The 1,172-nt window shown below is 58.1% G+C and carries 2 protein-coding genes; both read left to right on the top strand.

The genetic code is table 11. The features are described from left to right. Window positions 1-169: 169 nt before the first annotated feature. Window positions 170-622, top strand: a complete 453-nt coding sequence (locus tag PA598K_RS32405; RefSeq protein ID WP_128660888.1) for a VOC family protein — start codon at window positions 170-172, stop codon at window positions 620-622. A gap of 24 nt (window positions 623-646) precedes the next feature. Continuing rightward, window positions 647-1,172: SDR family NAD(P)-dependent oxidoreductase (locus PA598K_RS32400; RefSeq protein ID WP_128660904.1), on the top strand; the 526-nt coding region annotated here is incomplete at its 3' end.

Below are 1,172 nucleotides of genomic sequence, written 5' to 3'. Positions count from 1 at the left end.
CCTGATCGGGTTTGCAGACATGCCCAAGTAATGTCGTTCACTAAGATAGACAACGGAGGCTGATGATTTGTGACACCTGGAGGACAAAGTATATTTGACAGCGATTTCAAAGGTTGAGTAAGATGGGGGTAGCAACTATCATGGTAAGCCAAGGAGGATGTTACCCACTATGTCAGGATTGTTGGGGAACAATGTGATTACGCAAATCGGGATTCTCGTCCATGATATCGATAAGGTGAGTCAGGCGTACGCGGATTTCTTCGACGTGGAGAAGCCTCAGCCGATCCTGACGGACACGCTCGACAAGACACAAGCGGAGTACAATGGACAGCCATGCGCTGCGCGGGCCAAGCTGGCGTTCTTCAACATGGGTTCGCTACAGCTGGAGCTGATCGAGCCGGACGAGCATCCGAGCACCTGGCGCGACTACCTCGATAAGCATGGCGAGGGGCCGCATCATATCGCCTTCGTCATCGAGGGGATGCAGGAGAAGATCATGCTGCTCGAGGGCAAGGGCTTCCCGCTGCAGCAGAAGGGCGAGTATACGGGCGGCCGTTATGCGTACATGGACACGATCCCACAGCTCAAGGTGCTCGTGGAGCTGCTGGAAAACGACAAATAGTAAATCGAAGAGGAGGACGAGCAGATGAATCTGTTAATCACCGGAGCTAATCGGGGGCTGGGCCTGGAGCTGACAGCGGCAGCGCTGGCGCGCGGACATCGGGTCGTCGCGGGCGTGCGTTATCCCGAGGCAGGGCACGACCGGCTGACGGCGTTGGCCGCTGAGTACGCCGGGCAGCTCGAGGTGCTCCATCTCGATGTAACTGACGAGGCGAGCGTCTCCAGGCTGGCCGAGCAGCTTGGCGCGGCTGGTCGGACGCTGGGAGCGATCGTTAATAATGCAGCGGTGCTGCTCGCTCGCAATACGCAGATCGAGGAGCTGGACTTCGCCGATATGGAGCGGACGATGGAGGTCAACCTGTACGGACCGATGCGCGTCGTCAAGCATTTCCTGCCGCTCCTCACCGAGCCGGGCGCGGTAATCGCCAACATCTCCTCGGAGGCGGGCAGCATCACCCATGCCTATCCTGGCGATTACCCGTATGCGATCTCCAAGACTGCGCTTAATATGTTCACCCAGCAGCTCCATGTCTATCTGCGCGAGCGCGACG

Source organism: Paenibacillus sp. 598K (genome assembly GCF_003851045.1).
Taxonomy (GTDB): Bacteria; Bacillota; Bacilli; order Paenibacillales; family Paenibacillaceae; genus Paenibacillus_D.
This window is presented reverse-complemented; position numbering and strand designations above follow the sequence as displayed.